Genomic DNA, 20,236 nt, shown 5'->3' with positions numbered 1-20,236 from the left:
GTGAGGTCCGCGTTGCGACAGTGCTAGTCTCGGACACCATTTTAATGCGCGCCACCAGGCTATGCCTCATTCTTCCGCAGTTGTGTCTGTATCGTTTAGCGTCTGAACGTAAGGCGGCGGTTTGTAATCTGTGTCGCCGCCCGCGTGTGCAATCTCGGCGTATATAGACAACCGCTCCTTTGAAAAGGCCGATGAAAGCCGATTTTTGTCCACCTTTTGGTGCCGAAAACTCTGCAATTGCGCTCAGCAGGGAATACGTCGTTCTGCGACTCATTTTGGGAGCACGCTTGGTACAGCGGCGGCACACCCTCTGGATCTGTCACAGGCGTTCGCCATTTAAGTGGCATGCGGACTTATGGCCTGGCGCGATTTCTCGCTTTACAGGCGCGTCGATACGGCATCGCTCCATGGCGAATGGACAGCGAGGATGAAAATGACAGCCTTTTGGCGGGTTAAGAGGGCTAGGGAGCTCTCCTTTCACCACCTGAAATCGTCTTTTGCCAGACTCGATGCGCGGGACCTCGGCCAGTAAAGCCTGAGTGTACGGATGGTTAGGCCGTTTGAAGATTTCTTCGACTGGTGCTTCTTCCACAATTCGACCGAGGTACATGATAGCTACGCGATCCGAAATGTGTTCAACCACACCGAGATCGTGGCTGACGAAAAGATAGGTGAGATCGAGCTTGTCGCGCAGCTCCATGAACAGATTGAGGACTTGCGCCTGGATGGAAACGTCCAACGCAGCGACACTCTCATCACAGACCAAGAATTTCGGTTGAACTGCCAGAGCGCGCGCAATGTTGACGCGTTGGCGTTGGCCACCGGAGAACTGGTGAGGATAACGTGCTTTCATGGCCGGATCGAACCCTGCCAGCCGCAGATATTTGTCAACGTAGTCGCGACGCTCGGAGCGCCTGGCAAATCCGTGCGTGCTCGGTGCTTCCCAAATCAGTTCATCAACCGTCATACGCGGGTTGAGAGCCGCCATCGGGTTCTGAAAAATCATTTGGGTGATGAGGCCGAGGCGATGTCGCTTTTCACTGGACATGGCAGCGCGGTCTTCACCTTCCCACAGAATGCTGCCCTCGCTCGGCGAGGTGATGCCTGCGATTAGACGGCCGAGCGTCGACTTTCCGCAACCGCTTTCCCCGACGAGACCAACCACCTCGCCTTTTTGGATCGCCAGATCAACGCCATCTAAAGCGTGAACGATCGGCGCGGGTCTTGCGAGCTTGAGCTTCAGGGCAATCTTGGCAGCAAGATCCGGTTTTTCCCCGAACTGCTGCGAGACATTTCTGGCTTCGATCAACGGGGTACATGCTGCCGTCATCAGGTCATCGCTTTCATTACTGGGTGAAAACAGCGGACGAAGCGTTCTTGCTGAGGAAAGAGCGGGGGTATGACCAAGCACTCGTCGGTCGCCCGGTCGCATCGCGTCCGAAAGCTGCATCCTCTAGGAAGCATCGTGATCGCAGGTGTCATTCCCGGTATCTGCCGCAGCGGAACACCGCGTCGGTTTCGCGACGGAACTGACGCAATCAACCCCGCTGTGTAGGGATGTTTCGGATCCGTGAGAACACTGGAAACAGGACCGCTTTCGACGAGACGTCCTGCATACATTACTGCGATGTCGTCAGCCAGACGTGAAACAATTGCCAAGTCGTGTGTTATCCAAATGACGGCCGTACCGGATTCTTCCGTCAGTTTTTGGAACTCGGAAATGATCTGGCTCTGGATCGTGACGTCCAGTGCGGTTGTCGGTTCATCAGCGATGATCAGTTCAGGCTTGTGCAAAAGCGCGATTGCAATCACCACCCGCTGCCGCATTCCGCCCGAAAATTGATGCGGGTAAGAAGACAGCCGCTCTTCCGGATTTGGAATTCCGACCAACCCGAGTGCATCTCTGGCACGTTGACGTGCAGTGGTTTTGGAAACCTGATCATGCGCACGCACCGCTTCCACCATTTGCGTCTCGATGGTCAGCACCGGATTGAGCGTCATCATCGGATCCTGGAACACCATGGCTATCCGCTTGCCGCGAATTTGCCGCATCTCTTCGTTGGAAAGTCTGGCCAGATCGACACCGTCGAAGATAATTTGTCCGCTCGCAATACGCCCCGGCCTTTCCAGCAATCGCATGACCGAGAAACCCGTCACCGATTTTCCCGAACCTGACTCTCCGACAAGCCCAAGAACTCGCCCTCGCTCAACTTTGAAAGAAACGTCATTGACGGCCCTCAAACCGGAGGCACCTTTTCCGCCACCGAACTCCGTGACGAGATTATTCACGCTCAACAAAGACGTCATGACGCGTTCCTCGGATTGAGCACGTCGCGAACTCTGTCGCCAACGAGATTGATCGCCACAATAGTGATCAGGAGGGCAACGCCTGGAAAGAAACTGATCCAGTAAAGGCCTGTAAGGAGATACTGGTAGCCAGTTGATATCAACATCCCTAGCGACGGCTCCGTGACAGATGCCCCAAGACCGAGGAAAGACAAGGTAGCTTCAAGTCCAATGGCGCGGGCGACCTGCATCGTCGCAATGACGATTACCGGCGCGAGGCAATTTGGCAAAAGGTGTCGTAAAAGAATACGCCAGCCCGGCAAACGAAGCATTCTTGCAGCCTCGATGTACTCCTTCTCTCGCTCAACCAGTGCCGTGGCGCGAACAGTTCGAGCATATGTCGCCCATTCGGCAATGATCAGAGCGATAACCACATTCGTCACCCCCTTGCCGAGCACCGCCAACATCATCAATGCCATGAGAATGGTCGGAAATGACAGCTGGAGGTCAACCAGCCGCATCAAGCCAGTTTCGATTCGTCCCCTCGTGTATGCAGCAAAGAGCCCAGCACTTGTGCCAATCAATGCCGCCGCTATTGCCGATACCACGCCAACCGTCAGCGAGGTACGGAGACCATAAAGGATACCCGAAAGAATATCGCGCCCCTGACTATCGGTTCCCAAATGGTAGACAAGGCCTTTCATGGACTCGGAACCGGGAGCAAGACGGCCGTCCATGATGTCGAGCTGCATCAGGTCATAGGGATTTTGTGGCGAGATCCACGGAGCGAGGATCGCCAAACCGCAAATGATTATCAGAACTGCAAACCCGATGGCCGCTCCTGGGGAACGGAAAAAATCCTTGATCACCCTTGAAGAGCCACTTGGCTCGGATTTAGCGATAGTTTCGTTGCCTGCGTTCGAAACGGTCATTGGACTATGCCTTCGAGTCGAGCCGGACACGCGGGTCCAGAATGGTATAACAAGTGTCGATGACGAAATTCAGCACGACGAAAAGCAGCACCATCATCATCAGGTAAGCCACGATGACAGGGCGATCGAGAAGATTTATCGAGTCGATGATCAGCTTGCCCATGCCGGGCCAGGCAAAAATGCTTTCCGTGACCACCGAAAATGCAATCAGCGATCCAAACTCCAGGCCGACGATTGTTACAACCGGAATCATCAGGTTCTTCAGGACGTGAACCGCGATGATCCGCCGCTCCCGTAAGCCCTTGGCGCGTGCAAACTTTATATAGTCCTGAGGAAGCACCTCCTGAACGCCAGCACGCGTGAGGCGCAAGATAAGGGATGTCTTGAAGAGGGCCAGGTTAAATGCTGGCAGGAGAAGGTGTCGTAGTCCGTCGCTCGTCAGGAATGACCATTGCCCCCCCAGAAACTCCAGGGTTGGCCCCCGGCCATTCGTAGGGAGCCATCCCAGCTCGACCGAAAATATCATGATAAGCATCAGTCCGACCCAAAATGTCGGAAGAGAAAATCCCAGAATCGATCCCGTCATGATAATGCGCGACGAAATGCGGCTGGGATAAAGGCCCGCGTAGAGGCCAAGCGGTAGCCCGATGACGATTGCAATGCCCAGAGCAGCGATGGCGAGTTCGAGCGTAGCGGGCAATCGCTCGAGAATGAGACCCAAGGCAGGTCTGCCGTACACGAAGCTGTCTCCGAAGTCGCCCTGTGCCAGTCCCCGCAGGAATATAAAGTATTGCTTCCACAAAGGCTCGTCGAGACCATAATGCGCGATAACGCGCGCCCTCTCCACCTGGTTCGCATCCGGGTTGATCAGGATGTCAACCGGATTGCCAATCACGCTGACCCCGATAAAGACGATGACCGTCATTGCAAGAATAACGAAGAGCGCCTGGAATAACCTCCTGATAATGGACGTAACCATGTGCCTGTTCCTTAGTTGACGGTGATCGCCATACCATCACGCTGCGGATCTGCCGCACCTGTAGAGGTACCGTCTTCAATCTTGATAGCGTGGACGGCGGCAAATGCGTATGTCTGCGCCGAACGTGCTACTTCATATCCTTGTCGAGAGAGCTCATTCTCTACCGATCGCCTGATGCGATTGCAGATGTCGATCTCATTTGAGACACCGACGATTCGTGGTGCAGCAACCGCCTCAAGGACCGACATGTCGAAATCGATCATGTTCATCAGACATTGCGCCACAGCAGGCGCGATGTAGCTTCCGCCGGGTGCGCCGATGACGATGGAAGGTTCGTCGCCTTTGAACACAATCGTTGGGGCAGCTGAGCTGGGCCGGCGTTTTCCTGGTGCGATTGACCCGGGTTTGCCGGGAACGGGGTTAAACCGGCTCATTGTACCATTGTACATAAAACCCAGGCCATCCGTGATCGCGCCTGAGGGGCTCCCCAATGTATGCGTCATCGCGACGGCATTACCGTGCTTATCAATCACCGAGACGTGGGTGGTGTCTCTCTGCGACTTATCGAGACGCGAAACATTCGCTATCTCTCCGGCCCTGATCGATGCCGCATGCTTTGCTGCATTTTCCTTGGTAAGGAGACGCTCAAAAGGTACTTCGACATAGGCAGGATCACCCATGTGAGCGTCCTTGTCGATCGTCATGCGCTTCATCGCTTCGAAAAGAGTTCGAACATGTTCGGTGCTGCCGTGTTGCATCGCGCCGACGTCGAACTGATCCATGATATGGAGTAGTTCCAACATTGGAAATCCAGATCCGGGAGGCGGAGATGTCGCGATGCGATTCCCGCGGTATTCACCCCAGATCGGCTTAATCTTGGACAGTTCGTATTTTGCAAGATCATCGCGGTCGATCAGGCCGCCATTCTCTTGAAAGTCCGCTGCGATCTGCTCGGCAAGTTCGCCATGGTAGAAAATGTCGGTTCCACCGCTCTTGGCAATACGCTCGAGCGTATTCGCCATATCCTTATTGATCAGGATATCGCCAACGTTTCTGATTGAACCGTCCCGGTTGAAATAGATGTCTCTGCCTGTTTTTGAGAACCGAAGCTTGTCGAAGGTATTTGCAAAACCATCATTCGACTGGTCCTTTGTCCAGTACCAATGCATATGGCTACGCACCATAAATCCATCACGTGCGTAGCGGATCGCCGGCGCAATCAAGTCTGCCCAGTCAAAGGTTCCGTAGTCACGCAGCGCGGTTTCGAAGCCCTTCAAGGAGCCCGGCGTGCAAACAGCCTGGTAGCCGATGTCGGAAATATTGTCTTCAAGTACATATCCGAATCCGTCTCGGCTTTGGTGTCTGATTTTGTCGACCCACATGTCGGGTGTGGCTTTCAGGGGCGCACGAGCATAGAACTCAAGTACTTCGTGGATGCCCTTCCCAGGCATGTAAACATGCATGGAACCAAATCCGCCGATGCCGGCCATTTGGGGGTCAACGACACCCTGGACAAACGCGCAGGCAAGCGCCGCGTCGATAGCATTGCCACCCCGTTCCAGCACCTCGGCACCTGCTTCAACAGCTTCAGGCTGCGGTGCTACGATCGTTGCATTTCTCATTTCGAACGCCGCTCCTGAAGTACTTTGGCAAGAAAATTTTTGACATGACCAAGCACCTTCATTCTGTCGTGGGAGATGCCAGGAACGCGGTCAAAGGTGACTTTGACACCCGCGTCACGAAACGATTTCGCAAGTGCCTCCAGGCGCGCCGGGCGGTTCTCACCAGCGTCGTTTGCGCCTTCCATGTAATATTTGGAACCTGGTTTGTGGGTGATTTCCCAAGTTTCGAGATCGGCATCGCCTACAACCATATGAACTGGAACATTCGCAAGTTCATCGGCCCGAAAGGCCTTGCCGAAGCGCGCTTCGAGATCGCGAATACCTACCCACCAATCGCGTGTGGGGTCGAGCAGAGTCACCGAGCCCGGTGCTCCAATGGATGCTGCCCAGAGCTTCTCAGGATGAAGGATGGCAAAACGATGAGTGAAATGCCCTCCACCCGAAAAGCCGAACATAGCGAAACGCGACCAGTCCTGACGGTATTTCTGTGCCATCTCCTCGACCATAGCCAAAACGACCTTGTCGTAACGGATGTCGCCTTCCTCAAGGAATTTATAGCCTGATCGCGCACCATCACCGAGCACGTTGACGGGGAAAATTGGACACAGGATTGCACAGTCGTTGTGGAACCCGAATTCTGCAAAGGCGTCTCTAAAATCGATAGCAGATGTCCTGCCCGTTCCGTGGACAGCGACGAGAAGATCCAGCTTTCGACCATCCGCCGCAATCGGCGGCACGTAGAGGACCATGTGTAGTCGTGGATCGACGCTGGACGCAAAAATTGCTGTCTGGCCATAGTCATAGACGGCCTGTGCCCGGGCGACGGCTTCGCCCGTACCGAGTTCCTGCATGAATGTCTCCTGGGAAGTCATTGGAGCTGCGGCAAGCAGCCCCATTTGTCGGGGATTATTAGTTTGCGGGCTTAACCTCGTAGGCAAGCGTGTACTTGTCACCGCGCGGGGTGTAGGTGACCGTCTTCTTGGCGCCTAAGACGACATTTTCGTAGTGCATCGGGAGAAGCCACAGATTGTTGAACGTTTGCGTTGAGAGTTCCTGCAGAAGTGGCACCCGTTGTGCCTCATCCAACGTAGAGCTCGCTTTCACCAACGCTTCATCGATCTTCGGATCAGAGACCCCTCCACCATTGTAGCGACCTGTTCCTTTCGCTTCGTCACGTGTTGCCACGAGAGCGACTGCAGGGTTGGTTGTCTCGCCTGTATTGACACCCCACGAGCCAAGGTAGGTGCTGTATGTCCCTTTGGAATATTCCTCCGAGTACATGGACCAAGGCATAACCTCAACCCTCGACTTGATGCCGATACGCGTGAACATCTGCCCGACCGCCTGAAGCACTTCTGCATCTTTTACATATCGTCCGGACGGCCCGTGTAGCGTCAAGCTAAAGCCTTCCGGATAGCCCGCTTCCGCAAGAATTGCCTTTGCTGCCTTGGGATCATAACCAACGTTCTCGACCTGGTCGGAGTGCCCTGCATAGCCCTTGGCAACGAATTGATCCGCCACGGTGCCGTTTTTCTGCATCACACGATCAACGATTGCGGGTCGGTTTATTGACATGAGCATCGCCCGCCGAACCTTTAAATCCTTTAGAGGATTTTTGCCCAAGTCTGATCCGTCTGCAGCTTTGACGAATGGTGATACATCACGTCCCACATCCAGACCCATGTACACAAGACGGGACGACTGCCCGCTAATGACCTGCAGGTTGTTACTGGATTGCACACGCGACATACCGTCGGCTGGCAGAGCTTCAATGATGTCAATTTCGTTCGACAACAATGACGCGAGACGGGCACCGTCGTCAGGGAGAAAGCGCAAAGTGACATCGGACCAGTGCGACGCACCAGCAAAATAGCTGTCATTGCGTTTGAGTGTCAGATTGCTGCCGGGCGAATACGAAACGAAAGAATATGCGCCAGTTCCGACGGCACATTTGCCGCTGTCGAACTCCTGTACCGGGGCATCCTTACAGTCGGCACTGATAATTCGGATACGGCTGACCGAATTCAACAAAATTGGATCGGGTACCTTGGTCTCTATCACAACGGTATAGGGATCCTTCGAAGTGACGCTAGCAATGTTGCGCGTGTAGGATGCAAAGCCCTGGCTTGGCTTATCGCGAGCCCGAAGCAACGATGCAACGACGTCGTCCGCGTCGAAATCGCTACCATCATGAAATTTGACACCCTGTCGCAGCTTGAATTCCCAATGTGTGGGATCGATCGTCGTCCACGCGGTCGCAAGCTCCGGGGCACTTCCAGAGGTCGCCGTCAGATTGATCAGGCTGTCCCAAATGTGCCGTGAGGTCGCACTCTGAACAGCAGAACTGTCTTCATGGGGGTCAAGCGTGGTCGGTGTTGTCGACATGCCGATAACCAGTGGCGTTTCCTGCGCCAACGTAACGGCAGGCATTACGATCGATGCAACCAGCAAAAGAGCTGCCCGCTTGAGGATATTCGTGCTCATTCCATAGCTCCCATTTCAATTCTGTCTGGTCAGCTGCCCACTTTCGGGCAAATTTGTTTCCCTGTTACTTGAATTGGTAGGGTTATTTGACGCAATGTGTCAAACACAAATCTGACACGTTACGCTTGACGTAACATCAGAATACACTATCAAATTGTTCGATATTGGAACCGGAGGTTTTGGTGTGCACGACGTCGCAAAAGAGAAAACTGGTGATATAATTCAATCAGTTGATGTTGCCATCGACGTCCTTCTGCATGTGGCTAAACACCCCGATATCCGCCTGTCGGATATTTCAAGGAATATCGAGGAGACAAAGCCAAGAATTCTGCGGATGTTACGCACACTGGAACAGCGTGGACTTGTCCGAAAGAGTAAGATGGGCACGTATCGCCTAGGCAATACGGCAATCGTGTTGGGAACTGCTGCCTCTACACAAGTCGACTTGGTGCGTATAGCAAGCCCTATCCTGGAAGAGCTCGGCCAAAAAACGAATGAAACCGCACAATTGCGTATCATCGACAATGGCGAGTCGCTCTGCATTGCCAAGTTCGAGCCGATGCGCGATTTACGCGTTCAAGCCATGATCGGCCGCCGTCGTCCGTTGTTCGCGGGCTCTTACAAAGTGCTCCTGGCTTTCCTGCAGCCACAAGTTCAAATGCAGATGATACCAGCGACACTCCCACGCTTCACAAACAGCACCATTACAAACCACGCGAAACTTCTGCAAGAACTTGAAAATGTCCGCAAAAACGGTGTTTGCGTGAGCTATGGCGAAGTCAGCGAACAACTCGTGTCTGTTTCGGTTCCCGTCCTGGCGTTCGATGGTTCTGTGATAGCCGCCATCAACGTTGCGGCGCCCGCCTTTCGCACGCAACAAAGTGATGTCAACCGCTACACACTGCTGCTCAAGGATGCAGCCGCCAAAATATCCGCCCGTCTCGGATGGTAACGATCAACAGTTGAGGGTTATCTAGGCGAGGCTAACCTTCAAGCGACATCAGCGGAAGTTGAGTTGAGACATTATGCGATTTTTGAAGCATAAAACAGGAACAATTACACGCCTCCCGGGAGGTGTCCCAACATTGGCTCTTTTCCCAAAGGACGTAGTCTCAGTAATTTGGCTAATAGTTTACCGCTCTCAGCCGCATGTGGACCCGCCTGTCTACTGCGCGTCTAGGGTTCGAAGTGATGATAGCGTTCAGGATCGGGTTTAGACATATGGGACTTCGGTGGTCTTCTTCGCCTGCCATAACTTCCCACGAATTCGCTGTCCGCTCACTGATTTCAGTGTAGAATACTCTCATGAGTGAAGCTAAGCCTTTGTTTGCAATGCTCCGTCAATCGGCCCAGCCCCGCGTTGTCGATGCCCTGGAACGGCTCGTTCGCGAAGCGCCGGATCGCAAGCTGAGCCGTATCAATGCGCTGGCTTTTGCTGCCAGCGAACAACTTGATAAAGAGCAGACGATCAGCGCCTTCCTGCAGGCATCACGTCTCGGCCTGTTCGAAATGTCGTGGAATGTTCTTTGCCCCGGCTGCGGTGGCGTTCTGGATGCTAATACCTCGCTCAAGACCGTGCAAAGCGATGAATACACCTGCGCGCTCTGTGCTGCCGGCTACGAGCCGACGCTCGACGAAATGGTAGAAGTCACCTTCACCGTGACACCGCGTGTGCGCCATATCGAGGCTCACAATCCCCACCAACTGCCAGCCGTGGAATATTTCCGTCAGGTTTATTGGGGTTCGGGAGTCGATTTGCCGGACAACGATTTTGGGGAAAAAGTTGACGAGTTCATTATTGAGTCGCTTGAACTACCCGCCGGAGAAAAAGCGGTGATATCGCTGCATTTGCCACCAGCCTTCATTATTGTCTTTGAACCGGTGACCCACGCAGCTCAATTTTTGGACGTGACCGGCGAGCCGACCAAGGAACGGCAGACCGTATCGCTCGTATTTGACCGTACGCACCGGCACAGCGAGACGATCGCTTTGCGCCCCGGTCCCTTGCGAATATCAGTCGAGAATCACACCGACGTTCGCACGCTTCCGTCGGTGTGCCTGGCCAATGATGCTCTTCACACAATGCTCGGCAAGCGCCGCCCGTTCCTTACCGCCAAGTCCCTACTCTCCAATCAGACATTCCGCGACATCTATCGTACCGATACCATCGACGTCGACCAGAAGCTGCGGATTACCAGTCTCACGTTCCTTTTCACAGACCTACGCGGTTCGACGGAGCTTTACGAGAGGGTGGGCGATTTGGCTGCATTCGATCTTGTGAAGGCCCATTTCCGTGTACTCAATGAGATTGTCGGCGCAGAGGCAGGTGCTGTCGTCAAGACGATCGGCGACGCGGTAATGGCGACTTTTCCAACACCCGACCGGGCATTGGTGGCGGCGATGCGGATGCGTGATGCCATGCTGCGACTCAACAAGGAACGTGGCAGCGAAGATCTGCTGCTGAAAATCGGCATTCATGAAGGGCCCTGCATAGCCGTCAGCCTCAACGAGCGCCAGGATTATTTCGGACAAACTGTCAACATTGCCTCGCGGGTCCAACACCTCGCAACCTCGCGCGAGATATTCGCTACCGGTTCGGTACTCAATGATCCGCGTGTTTCCCATGTCCTTACGGATCGTGGTCTCAAGCCGATGTCGCAAACCGTTACTCTTCGCGGCATCACGGATCAGATCAGTATCTTTACGATTCCCTGAACCCAATGCTCATATCCGCTTGCCATATCGCTGGCTGTGGGGCGACGACATAGGGAAGATTTGACGCAATCCCTGTCAGTCCCCGCCAAAGACATGAGTGATGGCTAGAACAGGTTGCCGATGGCAATCGGTTGCATCAAAAGGGAAAACGCCTACCCCACCACCTCCTTATTTCAATGCTTTCAGGCCATCGATTTTGGTTAGTCCCAATTGTTTAAGGACAGAACAGCCAAATAAGTGCCTAATACAGCCATAAAAGCCGCAAAGGCATAGTGAGGGCATCAATCATGGGTTCAATATCGATCGCGTTGGTCGACGACCATCCGCTTTTGCTGGCTGGCGTGGTCAACCTCTTTGAAGTAAACGACGATTTTACGGTTGTCGCCAAGGGAGCAACTGCTGACGATGCTCTTCAAATAAACAAAAAGCTGCGTCCGGACGTTATGGTCCTCGACCTGTTCATGCCCGGCAACGTGTTTGATGTAATTACCGAGATCGTCACAAAATCGGGCGGCACAAAAGTGGTGGCTTTTACCGCCATGACTGCAAGCGATTATGCAGTGCGGGCCCTTAACGCTGGTGCCAGTGGTTATATCTTGAAGGGCAGCAGCGCCGAAGAACTCATTCAAGGCGTAAGGGCGGCCCATAACGGCGAAACCTACATCACTCCAAGTTTTGCCTGCAAAGTCGTCGAGGCCTTGAGAATTGCTTCCTTGCGACGGATGTCGGCGGGTCCCATCAAGTTGAGCATACGTGAGGAGCAGATCGTTCGCCTATTGCTGCGAGGGTTTACTAATCGCGAAATTGCCGTTGGGCTGGGCATCGGAGAGAAGACTGTCAAAAATTACATGACAATTCTGATGCAGAAATTGCATGCCCGAAATCGGCTCGAAGTTCTCATTGCCGCCCAGAAGCTCGAGGTCGGCGGTCAACGAGAGCCAATGTCGCGCCACTAGAACCGTCTTAAGGCGAGTTGCTTTCCAGGGAGACCGATACGATCAATTGCGTATCATTACCGCTACGCTGCTGGAACTGCACCGAACCGCCGAAGGCTTCCACGCGATTACGGATGCCTTGAAGTCCCAATGGCCTTGTGCGCACCGAGGCTCCTTCCGCCCGCACCAATCCCGGCCCCGCATCGCTGACGACAACAGTAATGGTTTTTCCGTCCGCCGAAGCCGTGACTTTTTGGCCCAATCCGGAAGCGTGTCGGAACGCATTGTTGAGCCCTTCTTGAACAACACGGTAAAGGCAAATTTTCAATGGATAGGCAACATTGTCTGGCAGGCCAATGTAACTCGCGCTGACAACTGAACCGGTCGCATACTCGTGACGTTCCACAGCAACACGAAGCGCCGCTTCGAGCGACATGTTCTCGATCTCTGGCAGAACGAGTCCTGTCGAGAGTTCGCGCAGCTCCGTAAGCACTTGGCTTGCTAGCCGCGAGGGATGAAGTTCCTGAGGCGCGTTTTTCGGCAGATCTGACCCCATCGCCGGGCCGGAAGAGCCGCCTCCAAGCCTGAGGATCAAAAGACTGAGCAGCTGAACCGGTCCGTCGTGCAGGTCAGAGCCAATGCGGTTGAGCAGCGTCTCATTGGATTTGGTAGCGTCCATACGGGCGTGGTCGGCAGCCTTTCGGAGTTTTTTGTTCTGTTCAGCCAATGCCTGCGCATTGGCCAACTGGGACTTCAGCGTCACTCGCTGGCTTTCGATGACATTGCTCGCACGCCTGACGATGAGAAAAAGCAGCCCCATGATTGCCAGCGTCGTCGCGCCGACAATGGCCCAAGTATGGCGCTGAGCGCGGTTGCGCTGAAGGATAAACTGTTCAGCCTCCTCGTAGAGTTCTCCGACGGCGATTACATCGTGTGAGCCCGGGCGATAAATAGGCGCGTAGATTTCGATCAAAGATTGATGGTCACCCAGCGTGATATCTCCTTCGTCGTTATGTCCAACTTCCAACTGCGAGACGACTGTCCCAGCAAACGCCTTGTCGATGTCGGTCGATGGAAGCCGCTTTCCCATCAGAGATTTGTCTGTGCTGTAGATGACTGAGCCGTCCTGGCGCCATATTCGGAATCCTTCGACGCGCTTGGAGAGTTCAGTCCCGATCAAAAGTTCGTCGAGTTCCTTCTGCCGGTCGGTGGCAACCCTCGGCCCATCCTCGGTCTCCTCCACATGGCGGGCCAGAAATCCCTCAACATAGAGTGCTCCGGCTTCTACACGGCTCCGAAGCTGGTTCGCTGCAATCTGCGAGCTTAGCCATTCGCCCAGTACCGCCATTGAACCACAGACGATGAGCGTCGCCACAATAAGGAATTGCGATGTCAAACCCAGGCTGTGCCAATGTTGGAACAGGGTATTGGATTTTGAAGGACTACCTTCGTCCTTAGGGCCATAGGTCACATTTTGGTTCGGGCCCAAAGTCCCACCTTCCCGCCGACGAAAGTCTGTGTATTTGACTGGACCTTCCGAACTATCAAGTTCGCTTCCCCCCTTACATTATCCGACCATCGAAACTCGTGCCGAAGTTATTTTGAACCAGTTTGTCCCTTTGTTCTGGGAGCGGTCAAGAGAAACCAAGTTGAGGGTCAAAGTAAATGCGTCGGCATGAGCAGACGTAAGGCGGAAACATCGTCCGACACGACGATTTCTTGTGTGTCTAATGGGAGAGCAACATGGTCAGCTATATTCGTTCGGATCTGGATTTCATCCTGGCGCAAATCAAAATTGCCGAGGCTCATGCCGGAGGACAGCCGCTTTATGGACCCGGTGGTCTGATTCCCACCTATAATCTGGCTTGGGGCCTTCGCACTGTCGATGGCACCTATAACAATCTGCTGCATCCCACGTGGGGATCGTCTGACCAGCCATTCCCCGAAGGACTGGGTACGGATTTCCGTCCGGCCGACGGCACGCCACTCGATATGGACGGCCCTGGCCCGGCACCCGCGATGCCGACGGCGCCTAACTACAATCCATCGAACAATCCCAACTCGATTGTCGTTGATCCGGCACTGCGCACTATTTCCAACCTGATTGTCGACCAGACGCTCGGCAATCCCTCAGCAATACTGACCGCCCTGCAACGCGCCGGTACCGTAACACCGGTTAACCAGATGGCCATAACGGCACAAATATCTGCTGCATACGCTCCGCTGAAGCCACTGTTCGATGATCTTGGCGATGCCGAGCGTGCTTATGCCAACGCCTCCGCCGCAGCTGCTGCAAGCCCTGGCAATGCCGCGCTTCAAGCCGCCGCCGCCGCCGCACTACAAGATGTCACAGACGCGCAGACGGCTCTCGATGCTGTTGACGACCCGCTGATGACGCTCCTCGGCACCTATGGCGTCGAGCTTGAAGGTTCCAATGTCTCAATACCGAATATCGCGCCCGACGAGGGCCTGTCGGCACCGTTCAATTCCTGGTTTACGCTGTTCGGCCAGTTCTTCGATCATGGCCTTGACCTCGTCAACAAGGGCGGTAGCGGAACCGTGTTCATACCGTTGCAGCCGGACGATCCACTTTTCGACACAACCCCAGGAGCACCGAACTTCATGGTGCTGACCCGCGCAACCGTCGGCCCAGGCGCTGATGGCATCATGGGTGATGATCCGACAACCTTAAATGTCAACGAAGGCGCGGACGACACGCGGCCGGTCAATACCACGACGCCGTTCGTCGATCAGAACCAAACCTATACGTCCCATTCCTCGCACCAGGTGTTTCTGCGTGGCTATGCGCTGAATGCAGCGGGCGATCCGGTATCGACCGGCAAGCTGATTGAAGGCGTCAATGGTGGCATGGCCACATGGGCTGACGTCAAGGCGCAGGCCGCCGATCTGCTAGGCATCCAGCTGATCGACTCCGACGTCGGCAATATTCCCCTCCTCGCCGCCGACCAGTATGGCAACTTCATTCCGGGTCCCAACGGTTACCCGCAGATGATCTTCCCTGGCGCCACACCGGGCACCTTCATCATGGTCGAGGGCGATCCCACGGCAAATGGCGGGCTCGGCGTACTGACGGCCGGCGCCGTTCGCACCGGTCATGCCTTCCTTGCCGATATCGCCCATAGCGCCGTGCCGACAGGCCTGGCCGATGGCGACATCGAAATCGGCCTGGGCAATCCAGACAACGGGCCGACCAATGGATTTTATGACAACGAATTACTCGACGCGCATTTCATCGCCGGCGATGGCCGCGCCAACGAAAATATCGGTTTGACGGCCGTCCATCACGTTTTCCACTCGGAGCATAACCGTCTTGTGGAGCACACAAAGACAGTCACCCTTGCCGATGCAACAACCATGCTCGCCAACGGCGCCTCTCAGGAAGAAGCAACCGCGTTTCTCAATGAATGGTTGATCAACGACGTGGCCTCGGTCCCGGAAACAGCGGGAGAAGTCGCAGCCCTGGTTTGGGATGGTGAACGTCTGTTCCAGGCCGCCAAGTTCGGCACCGAAATGCAATACCAGCATCTCGTGTTCGAAGAATTCGCCCGCAAGATTCAGCCAAATATCAACGTCTTCCTCGTCCCCGACGGGTACGACGTCACGATCAATCCCGATATCGTGGCCGAATTCGCCCACGTTGTTTACCGCTTCGGCCACTCGATGCTGACTGAGACCATTGACCGTTTCGATCCGACATTCACTGATCATGATATCGGTTTGATCGAAGGCTTCCTTAACCCGCTCCAGTTCGAGACTAACGGTACTGGTGGCGTCGTCGATGCCAACATTGCGGCCGGCGCCATCATCCGCGGCATGACCCGGCAGGCGGGTAATCAGATCGATGAATTCGTCACCAGTGCCCTTCGCAACAACCTTCTTGGGCTTCCGCTGGATCTGGCTACCATCAACCTGGCGCGTGGCCGTGACACCGGCGTACCGTCATTGAATGAAGCGCGGAGCCAATTTTACGAAGCTACGAACGAAGAATCCTTGCTCAAGCCCTATGAGAGTTGGGTCGATTTCGCCGGACATCTCAAGAATGAAGCTTCGATCATCAATTTCATCGCTGCCTATGGCACGCACTCGCTGATAACCGGCGAAACCACGATCGAAGGCAAACGTGACGCAGCGCTGACGCTCATTACAGGCATCGCCACCGGTAAATTTGCCCTCATCGCTGGCTTTGTGGTCCCTGCGGACGCCGTGGACTTCCTCAATGCAACCAACGGCTATGCCGGAGGAAATCTAGGCGGACTCAACAATGTCGATCTATGGATCGGTGGACTTGCCGAAGAAACCATGCCGTTCGGCGGTATGCTGGGCTCAACCTTCAACTTCGTCTTCGAGACGCAGATGGAAAAGCTCCAGAACGGTGATCGGTTCTATTACTTGCAGCGGCTTGACGGCCTGCACCTGTTTAGCGAGATGGAGGGCAATTCCTTTGCCTCGCTGATCATGCGCAACACCGACGCGACGCACCTGCCGTCTGACGTATTCTCGACGCCCGGCCTCATCCTGGAGGTCGACAGGACCAGGCAATACAATGAAGGCTTGGGTGAGACCGCTGGTGCCGATGGCATCATGGACGATGATCCGAACACGGCCATCAACGAAGCTGCTGACAATCTTGGCATCGATCCCGCAGGCGGCGGCATCCTCACTCCGCTCGTGATCCGCAACAATCCCGCTACCGCAGGCGCCGATACCAATTACCTGCGTTACACCGGTGAGGAGCACGTTGTGCTCGGCGGCACCGAGGGCAATGACATTATGGTTGCCGGCATTGGTGATGACACCTTGTTCGGTGATGGTGGCAATGATCGACTTGAAGGTGGTTTCGGCAACGACATCATCAACGGTGGCGCCGGCGACGACATCATCCGTGATGCGGGTGGCGACGACAATATCAAGGCAGGTGACGGCAACGACGTCGTCAATGCCGGTAACGGACTTGATCTGGTCCTTGCAGGTGCTGGACAGGACTTCATCGTTCTCGGTACAGACATGGGCTCGGAGGTCTTCGGCGGCGAGGGTAATGATTTTATCCTCGGCAACAAGAACGCTGAACGCCTGCTTGGCAACGAAGGCGATGACTGGCTCGAAACGGGCACCTTCGACGGCGCACCCGGCGACAATTTCGACGAAATTTTCGCACGTGACGGCATTCGCGGCAACGACGTATTCCTTGGCGATGGCGGCTTCGACGAGTTTATCGGAGAGGGTGGCGACGACATCTTCGTTGGTAGCCCGGGCCGTGGCAAAATGGCGGGCATGTCCGGCTTCGACTGGGCGACTTACAAAAATAACGTAACTGGTGTGAATGCCGATCTCTCGATCCCAATCGTGTTCGACGAAGCACCGACGCTGCCGCCAAATACGGCACTAGACGAGTTCGAATCCGTGCAGGGTTTGTCTGGAACACGTTTTGACGACGTATTGGCAGGTTCGAATGAGGATGTGGTTTCGCTTGCTCCACTTGCACAAGGTGGTTCCACAGGCTTTTACGGAAGCGCACTTGATGCACAAGGTATCGCCCTTATAAACGGACTCCAGGCTATATTGGGAGAAGGTGTCACCTCGTTCGCAGCTGGCGACATCATCCTAGGCGGTGACGGCAGCGACCGGATCACGGGCAACGCCGGTGATGACATCATCGACGGCGACAAATGGCTTGACGTGCAGATCGGCGTGTTTGCGGCCAACGATCCAAACCATACCGGTGCGCCTATCGCCTTGCATAACAGCATGACAACACTTACCGCTGCGATGTTCGCCGGTACGATTAATCCAGGCCAACTGGCGATTGTACGTACGATCCGTGACACTGCAGATAATGTCGCTGACGTGGATCGCGCGGTGTTCTCGGGCGCCAGAGATGAGTACGATATCGCGTTCAATACCGACGGAACGATCACCGTGGCGCATACCGGTGGTCTCGCAACAGACGGTACAGATACACTCCGCAACATCGAAGTTCTGGACTTCACCGATCAGGACATCTCGCTGCTGGCCCCGACACTGGACCTCCACGGCGACGTCACAACGACGTCGACTGTATCTGCTCCTCAGGCATTTCGCGATACGTTCGATACACCAGCCTTTAACAACACCAATGGTACCGTGAACTGGGCGGCAACGCCTTGGGTGGAGGCGAATGACAGCGGCGGCGTCACTGCCGGCCAGATCCAACTCGACAACGGCACCAACGACCTTCGCTTCCTGACGGGGGACGGCGCGTCGATCACACGTACCGTCAATCTCTCCGGCCTGACGACCGCGGTCCTGTCGTTCGAGTATGATCGAAATAACGGCTCTAGCAGCATCGACGCTGGGGAAACCGTCCAGGTGCAATATTCAGCCTCTGGGAACTTTACCCCCGGGAATTTCACCGTACTTGAAACGATAGGCAGCACCTCCGGTGGAGGGGATGGTGCGGATAATCCGAGTTTCAACCTGAACCTCACGGGGGCTGGGCCGAATTCAGCAATCCGCTTTGTCGCCTCGACGATTACTGGAGCGGGGGAAGATGTCCGCATAAACAACGTTAATATTGCCACGACGACGACAACTACCACGACCATTCCAGGTACGCCCGGCAACAACTATCAAACGAGCTATACCGAAAACGGACTTGGTGTCGCAATCGCCGTCGGCTCCGTGATTACCGATGATGGCACGACTATGGCTTCGGCCCGCGTCGTTCTGACCAATGCCAGCGTGGGTGACGTCTTGTCGGTACTTGGCGGGCTTCCGGGCGGCATTACCTCATCAGTGGACACATCCGTAGCAGGTCAGATCACTCTAAACCTCTCCGGAACAACCACGATTGCCAACTACCGGACGGCGATCCAGCAAGTGCGATATGCGAACACGTCGGATAACCCGACCGCTGGCGCTAGAACACTTCAGGTTACAGTCAATGACGGGCTATTGAACAGCAACGTCGCCACGGCGACGGTCACTGTCACCGCCACGAATGATGCGCCGGTCGGAAACAACGACACTGTTATTACCAATGTCGCTTCAGGCGTGAACTTCTCCATCGCCCGGTCGGCACTTCTCGCGAATGACACAGACCCTGAGGGCTCGCCGGTGACAATCACGTCGGTGGGCGGCCAGAACGGTCTCAACGCGCCCACTCTTGGTGCCACAGCGGTGACGGTGTCCGATACCGGTGGGGCAGGAGGCAGCTTCAACTACGTTGCCAGTGACGGGACACTGACTGATCCGACAACGGCGGTGAACGTAACCAGGGTCACAGGCACCATCAATGGCGGTGCCACCAGCGAAATCATCATTGGTGATACTGCTGGTACTACAATCAACGGCGGCGGTGGCAATGACAACATCGATGCTGGCGACGGCGGAGACACAGTCACTGGCGGTGCGGGCGACGATATCATCCTCGCGGGCACAGGCAATGACACGATCAACTGGACAACTGGTGACGGCTTCGACATGATCGACGGCGGAGCCGGTGCTACCGACACCTTCGTGTTGAACGGCGGAGCGGGGGCCGAGATATTCCGCATCTATGCGAAGGCAGCTGCTCTCGCAGCAAACATTCCGGTGTTGGGAGCTAATACCGAGATTGTTATCACCCGTACGGTTGGTGCAACCACAACAGTCATCGCCGAACTCGATAACATCGAAGAGATCCGGGTCAACACACAGCAGGTAACTTCGCCTGGTGGAACACCTCCCGGTGGAAGCGGTAGTAATGGCGGTGACACGATTCAGGTCATCGGCAACTTCAATGCGCCCTTCACCAGCCTGAACTTCAATACCATCACTATTGATGGCAATGCAGGCGATGATACGGTGGATATCTCATCGCTGGACTCGGCGCATCGCATCGTCTTCAGGTCCAACGGCGGTAACGACACGATTGTCGGCAACCTCCGTCCCCAGGATGTGATCGAATTGCCAAACGGAGCGACCATTGCAGACTATGAAGCAACCATAGAAGATGGCGTCACGACACTGACCAGCAGTGAACAAACCATCAAGTTCACTGCGCCAGACGGCATGCCTCAGATTGGCGGGGAGCCGGTAGAGGAGGATGACGATGCTCCTGCTCCAGGTTCGAACTCACCAGGGGCTCCGGTTGTGGGTACAGCCAATGCGGACGTTCTGCTTGGCACGGCCAACGGCGAGAACATCATAGCATTGGGCGGCAATGACACGGTGGTGGGCGGCGGCGGTGCCGATGTCATCCGCGGCGATGAAGGCGATGATTTCATCAGTGCGGAAGGCGGCGAT

The 20,236-nt window shown here is 55.1% G+C and carries 12 protein-coding genes; 4 read left to right on the top strand and 8 right to left on the bottom strand.

What is annotated here, in order from left to right:
• Positions 1-319: 319 nt before the first annotated feature.
• From PHA01_RS14775 to PHA01_RS14745, 7 genes are read right to left on the bottom strand one after another with little or no spacing between them, the layout of a single operon-like run.
• Positions 320-1,330, bottom strand: coding sequence for an ABC transporter ATP-binding protein (locus tag PHA01_RS14775; protein WP_271896722.1), 1,011 nt, complete (start codon positions 1,328-1,330; stop codon positions 320-322).
• Positions 1,330-2,307 carry an ABC transporter ATP-binding protein gene (locus tag PHA01_RS14770; RefSeq protein WP_271896720.1) on the bottom strand — a complete coding sequence of 326 codons (978 nt, stop codon included), beginning with the start codon at positions 2,305-2,307 and terminating at the stop codon, positions 1,330-1,332. Before PHA01_RS14770 ends, PHA01_RS14775 begins: the two co-directional genes overlap by 1 nt.
• Positions 2,304-3,218, bottom strand: a complete 915-nt coding sequence (locus PHA01_RS14765) for an ABC transporter permease (RefSeq protein WP_271896718.1) — start codon at positions 3,216-3,218, stop codon at positions 2,304-2,306. The genes PHA01_RS14770 and PHA01_RS14765 overlap by 4 nt, the downstream gene beginning before the upstream one ends.
• A 4-nt stretch (positions 3,219-3,222) precedes the next feature.
• Entirely contained in the window at positions 3,223-4,197 is a 975-nt protein-coding gene (locus tag PHA01_RS14760; protein WP_271896716.1) for an ABC transporter permease, read from the bottom strand.
• Positions 4,198-4,208: 11 nt separating this feature from the next.
• Positions 4,209-5,819, bottom strand: coding sequence for a gamma-glutamyltransferase (gene ggt, locus PHA01_RS14755; RefSeq protein WP_271896714.1), 1,611 nt, complete (start codon positions 5,817-5,819; stop codon positions 4,209-4,211).
• Positions 5,816-6,670 carry an alpha/beta hydrolase gene (locus PHA01_RS14750; RefSeq protein WP_271896713.1) on the bottom strand — a complete coding sequence of 285 codons (855 nt, stop codon included), beginning with the start codon at positions 6,668-6,670 and terminating at the stop codon, positions 5,816-5,818. Before PHA01_RS14750 ends, ggt begins: the two co-directional genes overlap by 4 nt.
• A 58-nt stretch (positions 6,671-6,728) precedes the next feature.
• The gene (locus PHA01_RS14745; RefSeq protein WP_271896711.1) at positions 6,729-8,303 is read right to left on the bottom strand and encodes an ABC transporter substrate-binding protein; all 1,575 of its coding nucleotides are present in this window, start codon (positions 8,301-8,303) and stop codon (positions 6,729-6,731) included.
• 184 nt (positions 8,304-8,487) lie between these two features.
• Here PHA01_RS14745 and PHA01_RS14740 point away from each other — a divergent pair, with 184 nt between their 5' ends.
• The 3 genes from PHA01_RS14740 to PHA01_RS14730 all read left to right on the top strand — a co-directional run bounded on the left by PHA01_RS14740 (position 8,488) and on the right by PHA01_RS14730 (position 11,974).
• Entirely contained in the window at positions 8,488-9,255 is a 768-nt protein-coding gene (locus PHA01_RS14740) for an IclR family transcriptional regulator (RefSeq protein WP_271896709.1), read from the top strand.
• Positions 9,256-9,608: 353 nt separating this feature from the next.
• Entirely contained in the window at positions 9,609-11,018 is a 1,410-nt protein-coding gene (locus PHA01_RS14735; RefSeq protein WP_271896707.1) for an adenylate/guanylate cyclase domain-containing protein, read from the top strand.
• A gap of 308 nt (positions 11,019-11,326) precedes the next feature.
• Positions 11,327-11,974 (top strand): response regulator transcription factor, encoded by a 648-nt coding sequence (locus PHA01_RS14730; RefSeq protein WP_334312027.1) that lies wholly within the window; start codon positions 11,327-11,329, stop codon positions 11,972-11,974.
• Between the two features lie 7 nt (positions 11,975-11,981).
• Here the strand turns inward: PHA01_RS14730 and PHA01_RS14725 are convergent, their stop codons facing one another.
• A complete protein-coding gene (locus PHA01_RS14725; protein ID WP_271896705.1) occupies positions 11,982-13,349 on the bottom strand; it encodes a sensor histidine kinase in 1,368 nt (455 codons plus the stop codon).
• A 347-nt stretch (positions 13,350-13,696) separates the two neighbouring features.
• Between PHA01_RS14725 and PHA01_RS14720 the strand changes: the two genes are divergently transcribed.
• Positions 13,697-20,236: peroxidase family protein (locus PHA01_RS14720; RefSeq protein WP_271896703.1), on the top strand; the 6,540-nt coding region annotated here is incomplete at its 3' end.

Source organism: Candidatus Phyllobacterium onerii, assembly GCF_028331445.1.
GTDB classification, from domain to species: Bacteria; Pseudomonadota; Alphaproteobacteria; order Rhizobiales; family Rhizobiaceae; genus Phyllobacterium; species Phyllobacterium onerii.
This window is presented reverse-complemented; position numbering and strand designations above follow the sequence as displayed.